Annotated in this window: 10 protein-coding genes; 3 read left to right on the top strand and 7 right to left on the bottom strand. The window is 69.7% G+C overall.

Features of this window, described 5'->3' with window-relative positions:
* Positions 1–159 precede the first annotated feature (159 nt).
* The gene (locus tag NBX02_RS04405; RefSeq protein ID WP_047221120.1) at positions 160–435 is read right to left on the bottom strand and encodes an SCO4848 family membrane protein; all 276 of its coding nucleotides are present in this window, start codon (positions 433–435) and stop codon (positions 160–162) included.
* Positions 436–783: 348 nt separating this feature from the next.
* Here NBX02_RS04405 and NBX02_RS04400 point away from each other — a divergent pair, with 348 nt between their 5' ends.
* From NBX02_RS04400 to NBX02_RS04390, 3 genes are all read left to right on the top strand, one after another.
* The gene (locus tag NBX02_RS04400) at positions 784–1,257 is read left to right on the top strand and encodes a hypothetical protein (RefSeq protein ID WP_250286652.1); all 474 of its coding nucleotides are present in this window, start codon (positions 784–786) and stop codon (positions 1,255–1,257) included.
* Positions 1,254–1,631: a GNAT family N-acetyltransferase gene (locus tag NBX02_RS04395; protein WP_250286649.1), complete on the top strand. Its 378-nt coding sequence runs from the start codon at positions 1,254–1,256 to the stop codon at positions 1,629–1,631. The genes NBX02_RS04400 and NBX02_RS04395 overlap by 4 nt, the downstream gene beginning before the upstream one ends.
* A gap of 509 nt (positions 1,632–2,140) precedes the next feature.
* Positions 2,141–2,689: a hypothetical protein gene (locus tag NBX02_RS04390; protein ID WP_250290098.1), complete on the top strand. Its 549-nt coding sequence runs from the start codon at positions 2,141–2,143 to the stop codon at positions 2,687–2,689.
* 30 nt (positions 2,690–2,719) lie between these two features.
* On the opposite strand, the gene NBX02_RS04385 is transcribed toward NBX02_RS04390, so the two are convergent.
* The 6 genes from NBX02_RS04385 to NBX02_RS04360 all read right to left on the bottom strand — a co-directional run.
* Positions 2,720–4,723 (bottom strand): alkaline phosphatase family protein, encoded by a 2,004-nt coding sequence (locus NBX02_RS04385; RefSeq protein ID WP_250290096.1) that lies wholly within the window; start codon positions 4,721–4,723, stop codon positions 2,720–2,722.
* Between the two features lie 146 nt (positions 4,724–4,869).
* Positions 4,870–5,301 (bottom strand): PIN domain-containing protein, encoded by a 432-nt coding sequence (locus NBX02_RS04380; protein ID WP_250290094.1) that lies wholly within the window; start codon positions 5,299–5,301, stop codon positions 4,870–4,872.
* Positions 5,298–5,591 (bottom strand): type II toxin-antitoxin system prevent-host-death family antitoxin, encoded by a 294-nt coding sequence (locus tag NBX02_RS04375; RefSeq protein ID WP_250290093.1) that lies wholly within the window; start codon positions 5,589–5,591, stop codon positions 5,298–5,300. The genes NBX02_RS04380 and NBX02_RS04375 overlap by 4 nt, the downstream gene beginning before the upstream one ends.
* 176 nt (positions 5,592–5,767) lie before the next feature.
* Positions 5,768–6,043, bottom strand: a complete 276-nt coding sequence (locus NBX02_RS04370) for a WhiB family transcriptional regulator (protein WP_250290091.1) — start codon at positions 6,041–6,043, stop codon at positions 5,768–5,770.
* A 291-nt stretch (positions 6,044–6,334) separates the two neighbouring features.
* Positions 6,335–6,598, bottom strand: coding sequence for a hypothetical protein (locus NBX02_RS04365; protein ID WP_250286637.1), 264 nt, complete (start codon positions 6,596–6,598; stop codon positions 6,335–6,337).
* 248 nt (positions 6,599–6,846) lie between these two features.
* A partial coding sequence (locus NBX02_RS04360) for an HRDC domain-containing protein (protein ID WP_250290089.1) occupies positions 6,847–7,219 on the bottom strand: 373 nt, incomplete at its 5' end.

Genomic DNA, 7,219 nt, shown 5'->3' with positions numbered 1-7,219 from the left:
AGTGTCCCGTGATTCCGGATGGCTAAAGTCACGCTGAGCCATCTTCACTGGTCGCAGGCATGATCAGGACCTCGACCGCGTAAACGGGACAGCATCACGAGACTCCAGAAGAGTCTCGGACGACGCGAGCGTTTCAGGACAGCGGCCGTCTTCGGTGCGTCAACGACCCGAATTGATCAGCTGTTTGGACGGGGCGGCGTCACCGTTGCCGCGCTGGCGGGCCGCGCGAACGCCGCGGATGCCGAGCCAGCCGACCACCGAGCCGATCGCGAGGGAGACGACGGTCAGGACCAGGTGGACGGTGAAGAAGCCGGTCGGGCCGTCGTCCCAGGAACGATCATCCTTCCATATGTTCCGAAGGAAGTTCGGCCAGATCGCCCACGTCCACACACCCACCGCGATCAGGAACCAGGATGCCCGCTTCGAGAGAGTCACCCCACCAGCCTGGCATCCGCGGAGAGCTGTGGTCTCTCCGCGAGGGCACGAGTTCGGACACGCTGATCGTCATAGGCTTTGACAACAGACATAACCCCGGCGGCTTGCCGCCTGAACGGTAGAGGCCATCCGGGGTCTCCGTCAGCCAGTTCAGAAGGCAGCGCACCGATGCCCGGCCCTCCGCCCCTGTCCCGCACCGCTTGGCTCTGCCGCAGGTTGAGTTCCGGGCGGCTCAGCCCCTACGAGCGTTGGCCGGCACTCCCCCGCCGGTCAGCGGCCGAGGGGCCGAGGGCGCTGCGGTCCGCCTCGGCGCAGCCAGATCTGAAGTAGTTCAGATCTGATCGAGCCATGGTCGCCTCCAGCGCGCGAGTCTCCTTTCCGTACAGCGACCTCCTTCGCGAGCCCAAGCGCGTCCTCGCCTTCATCGATCAAGGAGAGGTCGTCGAACTCGCCCGGCGCGACGGCCCGAACCTGCGCATCGAACTGGCGGACAGAGCCGCCGACGTCGAAGAGGCCCTGGCAATCACCGCCCGTATCCTGCGCGCCATACTGCATGAACCCGCCGCCAGGGAGGTGCTCGAAGGCATCCTCACCGAGGTCTTCCCCTGGATCGACCTGCTTCCCGACGACGAGCAGACCGAATGCGTCACCACCCTGCTGCGCAGACTCCAGGCCAGCGCGGAAGCGGGAGTACTCGGGCCTTTTACTCAACTTGTCCACGAGTGGCGCCAGACCGCCGCGATCCACGCCGACCCCCATCTGGTGGCCGAACTGTCCAGGCCGCTCCCGGGGGATGGCCCGGAGTTGATGCCACCACTATGACCCGCCGCGGAGACCGTGTCCCTCGTCCCGCCGATCCCGACAAGTGGGACCTGTACGCCGCCGACAACAACGCGGGCCTCAAACATCCCATCGGCTGCGTGGGACTCGCACCCCGCCCGCCTGCCAGCACCGCGGAGATCAAACGTCTCTACGTACGTCCGACGCATCGTGGCGGGATCGGACGCGTCCTCATGGAACACGCACACCAGCACGCCGCACGACACCGCTTCACCCGCCTGGTCCTCGACGCCCTGCCCACCCGTACGGCCGTCATCAGCTTCCACCGCCGCCTCGGCTACACCGACATCGAGCCCTACGACACCGAATCACCGATCCCCATGATCTATATGCAACGGCCCGTCACGCAGACATAATCATCCACAGATCTTGGCAATTTCTCACAAGTTCGGCCAGATGGCCCACGTCCACGCGCCGACCGCGACCAGGAACCACGAAGCCTGTTTCGACACAATCACCCCACCAGTCCAGCGTCCACGGGCAGCCGTGGTCTCTCAGTACGGGGCGCGAGTTCGGACACACTGACCGCCATAGGGTGTGACCGACAGATATCACTATCCACAGCCACCTGCGAGCGTGTGCCGCGCTGTTCACCAGAACAGACAGAACGCCAGAACAGACAGAACCCCGGTGGCGTGCCGCCTGTGCGGTAGAGGTCATCCGGGGTCTCTTTCAGAAGCATAGAAGATCGGTACGTCGATGTCCAATCCCTTGTCCCCGTCCCAGGCCTCCCGGCTTTCGCCGCGGGCTGAGCCCCGAACGTCTCGGCCCATACGAGCGGGCATGCGGCGATGACATCGTCAGCGCAATCGCCCTCTACGAGTGGAACGGCGCCGTCAGCGCCGGCTTCCACGAGGACCTGGGAGTGCTCGAGGTCGTGCTGCGCAACGCGCTTCACGACCAGCTCACGGCATGGCACCTGCACCGGCACAGTGCCAGCGAGTGGTGGGACGATCCGGCCGGGATCCTCGAAGCCCGGGGACATCAGGACGTCGTGGACGCCGGGTTCAGGATCCGACGTGACGGCAGGATCATCACCCCTGGTCGGGTCGTCGCCGAGCTGACCTTCGGCTTCTGGCGCTATCTCCTGTCCCGACGCTACGAGACGTCCCTCTGGACGCCTGTGCTCCGTCATGCCTTCCCGGGCCTTCGTCCTGCCCGGCGCGCGACCATCTACGACCCGGTCAACAGACTTGTCCGGCTCCGCAACCGCATCGCGCACCACGAACCGATCCACAACCGGCCGTTGGAGCGGATGCACGCCGACCTGCTGCGCGTGGCCGGCTACCTGGACTCCGACGTCCGGGCATGGATTCAGGAACGCAGCCGCGTACCCCGTCTCCTGCTCAGCCGGCCGGTCACGGAAGTACCCGTGCCACGGGAGCCGGCCGAGTCATCCGCCCGGCCTCGCTGACCAGCGCATGTGAGCGCGAACCCGTCCGGGTCAGGTGTTCGTGGCGGCGGAGGGGGTGAGGTAGAGGAAGCCGTAGGCCTCGTCGCGGAAGGGGATGCCGGCGGCGCGCAGGGCCTCGTCCCAGTCGCCGGTGCGGGACGGGTCGGCGCCCTCGCTGCCGTGGTCCGCGGTCAGCAGGATGACGGTGTCGTCGGCGAGTCCGCGGGCTTCCAGCAGGTCGAGGAAGACTCCGAGGCGCCGGTCGGCGTCGGCCATCGACGCCCGGGACTGCGGCGAATACGGGCCGCCGCCGTGATGCCCGGTATCGGTCACCGTGGTGTTCCACCAGGTGAACGCGGGCGGCTCGGCGGCCTGCTCGCCCCACAGCTGGCGGATCTGCGCCAGGCCGAGCGCGTCCACCTGCGTCGACCAGGCGTAGTCCGGGTTGGCGGCGACCCACTCCTGGGTCGCGTGCGGGTCGTCCGCGGCGGACGGCAGATGCTCGCCCAGCCCGCCGGCGCCGGCAGCGCTGTTCATCGCCCGGACCAGCCCGAACGTCGAATACGTCGCGCCTCGGTCGATCGGCTCGTTGACGCAGGCCGTCGACACCCCGGGCCGGGCCGCGGCGATCGCCTCGAACACGGTGCGCACCCCCGGCCGCAGCTGCTCGCAGGCCAGATGCCAGGTGGACGCGTCGTTGGCGACGATCCGCCGGCCGGTCTCCCGGTCGAAGTAGGCGTTGTTGAGGATGCCGTGCCGCCCTGGGCCGACGCCGGTGAGCGCGCTGGTGTGGTTCGCCAGGGTCACGCTGGGGAACTCCGCGACCGCGCCGCCGGTGAGGGCGACGCCACGGGCCAGCAGGCGGGCGACCGCCGGCAGCTCGCCGGCGCCGGCCATGGCCAGCAGGTCGTTGCAGTTCACGCCGTCCCAGAGCAGGCCGACAACATGCCGGGCGCCGGGCACGCACAGTTCCGTCAGGGCCCGGCCGTCGATGCCGAGGTCAGCCGAACCGTTCCGGCCGGCCGGCCCGCCCGCGCCGGCCAGACCGTTCGCGCCGGCCAGACCGGCCAGATCGTTCAAGCCGGTCAGATCGTTCAAGCTGGCGGGGCGGGCCAGATCGTTCAAGCTGGCGGGGCCGGTGAGATCGTTCGAGCCGGTCGGATCGTTCAAGCCGGCGGGGCGGGCCGGGTCTGTCATGGACGCCCCGGCCAGGTAGGCCAGGGTCGGCGCGACGTCGACGACGCGGGCATGCCGGTCGAGCGGCCCTCGTCCGTGGACGCCGGCGCCGGACAGCAGCAGCGGCGCCCGGGACTGGCCGGCGTCCAGCGACCCGTGCTCGCCGAGATGCCCACCGCGTTCCGGCCAGTGATGTGCCGCGCTGTGCACGACGACGACGTCCGGCGAGCGGGCCGGATCGGCGAAGACGGACGCGAGCCGCACCCCGGCGAGCGGGTAGGAGTTGCGGGCGTTCGGCGGCGAGGGGTCCCTGAGCGCCTGCTCCAGCGGGACGCCGTGCATCGGGTCCCGCACGGCCACCGGGTCGCGCCCGCGCAGGACCTCCCAGGGGCCGTCGAGGCCGGTGGTCAGCGACAGCCGCGAGGCGCCGTCCGCGTTCGCGACGTGGAGCCAGCCGTCGTCGACCCAGGCGACAAGATCCACGATCCCGGCGAGCTCCGGCGCGCTGAGGACCGCGGCCGCCGCGGCCACCTCCCCACCGCCGGCCCGGTGAAAGGGCACGCCACCAGGACGCCCGGCGGATGCGGCGGCGGGATGGGAGAAGAGCACGTCACCAGGAGGCGCGTTGAGCACGTCACCAGGAGGCGCGTTGAGCACGTCACCGGGAGGCACGGTGGGCACGCCGCCAGAAAGGCCGACGGACACGGCACCGGGACGGTCGACAGGCACGTCGCCGGGACGGCGTGGGCGGTCACCGTCATACCGGGCACGATCACCGTCGACGGCCTGGCCCTCCGGCGGCTCGACGGCGGTGTCCGCGGCGCCGGGAGCCGCCGGCGTGCCGATCCGGGCCGGTTGGGCGGGCTTGCTGCTGGGCACGACCGAACACTACCGGCACCATCCGTCCCAGCCGGGAACACACGTCGACATCTTGCGATCGCACAGTGAACATGTTTGATCACACTATGGACAACCTGACGTGTCCACACGCCGCGGCTGTGTCGACAGCGACCGGCCGAACGCCTCTACGCCCGGGGGGCGGTGTCGGCTGCTGGTGAGTCCCGCGGGCTGAGCAGGCTGAATCCGGCGTCAACGGCGGCCGCGGCGAGCCGGTCGTCGTAGGTGACGAACGCGTCGAGTTCCCGGCCGAGGACCCGTGCGGTCGCCAGATGGATGGCATCCAGTGAACGCGACATCCGGTCCGGTCCGTTCATCGCAGCCTCGACGATGTCGTCGTCGATGGAAATGTAGTCGAAGGCCAGCAGCAGCTCACGCGCATCCGGAATCATCACCGGCAGAACCCGGCTGACCGATCGCATGACCTCGATACGGAGCAACGCGGAACTCACCCACGAAGCACTGGAATTACTGTCATAAAATGCCGCGAACGCCAGGGAGTGCGTCTCCTCGGCGAGGAGCTTGATGGCGGCCGAGGTGTCCACGTAGTAAAGGGTCACCACGTTTCCTCGGCGCGTAGCGCCGCGAGCGTCTCACCGAGGCGGTCGCCGTCGCCTGGCCGCATCCTCGGCCGGTATCCGGGCCGTACCGCCAGCCGGGCTCTGCCGGACTCGACCAGCCGCGTCATGACCGGGGCCGGTTCCCGCTCCTCGGCGGGCACGATGCGGGCGATCAGCCGGCCGTACTCGGTCACGTCGACGGTCTCACCACGCCGGACCCGGGCCAGCACCTCGCTGGTGTTGTGGCGAAGCTCCCGTAGGCCCACCACATGATCACCAGTGATCGCCATAACCCATATGTATCACAAATTTGTGACCACTTCTCCGGTGACGTCGCGACGCGGCCATCAACGGCCGTCAGCGGACGGCTCTCGAGACTGCCACCAGGTCACGGGCTGCCATCGGAGGGACGAGACCGGTCCGGTGGCAGCCCGTGACACCCGCCGTGGAATGCGGGCCGCGGTCGTCAGGCGGCGACGTTCTTGCGGGGGCGGCCGCGGGGACGCTTGCGCGGGACGACGGCGCCCATGGCAACGAGCTCGCCACCCCACACGCCCCAGGGCTCGCACCGGTCGAGGGCGGCGGCCAGGCAGGCGTGCCGCAGCGGACAGTCGACGCAGACCGCCTTCGCGGATTCGACGTCCTCGGGGGACTCCGCGAAGAACAGGTCCGGGTCGACGTCCCAGCAGGGCAGCGCCAGCTGGTCCCGCTCGATCCGGGCGACGATCGAGGGGTTGAACACCGGTGTCACCTCCGGCACTGAAGGAGCAGGAAGGGAATCGATCAGGAAACCGGTCGGGGGCGGTTCGACCGGGACAGCCGGTTCGGTCAATGTCGCTCCAGGCATTCGTTGGTTCGGCAATTCGGCTGATCCGGCTGGTTCGGCTGGTTCGGCTGGTTCGGCTGGTTCGGCTGGTTCGGCGATTCGGCTGATCCGGTCGGTTCGGCTGATTCGGCGGATCGGGCCGAAAAACACTCAGGGCCGCGGTTCCCGTCGGGGATCCGCGGCCCTGGTCGGCGCTCGGGCGGCCGGTCAGGCCAGGAGCAGACCTCGGGACGGACCCGGGACGGACAGCGCCTTGCGCATCGTCGATGCCTGGGCGCGGGCGTTCGCGGCCAGGGCGTGATGCGCGGCGGCTACGCGGATCCGGCGCGGATCGTCGGCGAACCCACGGGCGGCCGTGGAGGCGGCGGGTGCGCTCCCGAGGGGAACAGCCGCGACCGGACGGACCACACCACGCAGGCCGGGCGGGTACACCCGCCACACGAACGCGGCGACGATCCCCACCATCCTCATGGGGACCACCTCCATCGCGTTCGGGCCGGGCTTGGCGTTCTCAGGCCGGGCGCAGGTCAGGCACGCTCAGCGCTCATCAGCACCGTAGAAGCCGGCCGCGGCGGTCGCAACCTATTTTTCGCGCTTCCGAACGAGCACTCTACGCAATCAGTATGACTGGTGCCACGGCTGACCGATACCGCGACTGAAGGTGTCACGATCGTCACAGTCCTGGGGGCCCGGGGGTACTGCCGGCGAACGGCGGGACGTCAACCGGGTGGTTCCCGCCCGTCCATCAGGGCAAGCACGTCCTCGCCGTAGCGGTCGAGCTTGGCCTGGCCGATCCCGGGGATGCCCACCAGCTCGGCGACGGACGTGGGCCGGTGCTCGGCGATCGCCATCAGCGTCGCGTCGGTGAACACCACGAAGGCCGGCGCGCTCTGCTCCCTGGCCCGGGCGGAGCGCCAGGCCCGCAGCCGCTCGAAGAGCGCCTGGTCGATGTTGGCCGGGCAGCTGTCGCACCGGCCCGTCCGGGCGGCCTGGCCCACCAGGGGACGCTGGCACACCCGGCAGCGCACCGCGGAGCGGCCACGGGCGCGCTGGGCATCGGCGCCGTCCGCTCCCGGGCGCGCCGGCCCACCC

It is taken from the genome of Protofrankia sp. CiP1_Cm_nod1, from assembly GCF_920888515.1.
GTDB lineage: Bacteria > Actinomycetota > Actinomycetes > Frankiales > Frankiaceae > Protofrankia.
This window is presented reverse-complemented; position numbering and strand designations above follow the sequence as displayed.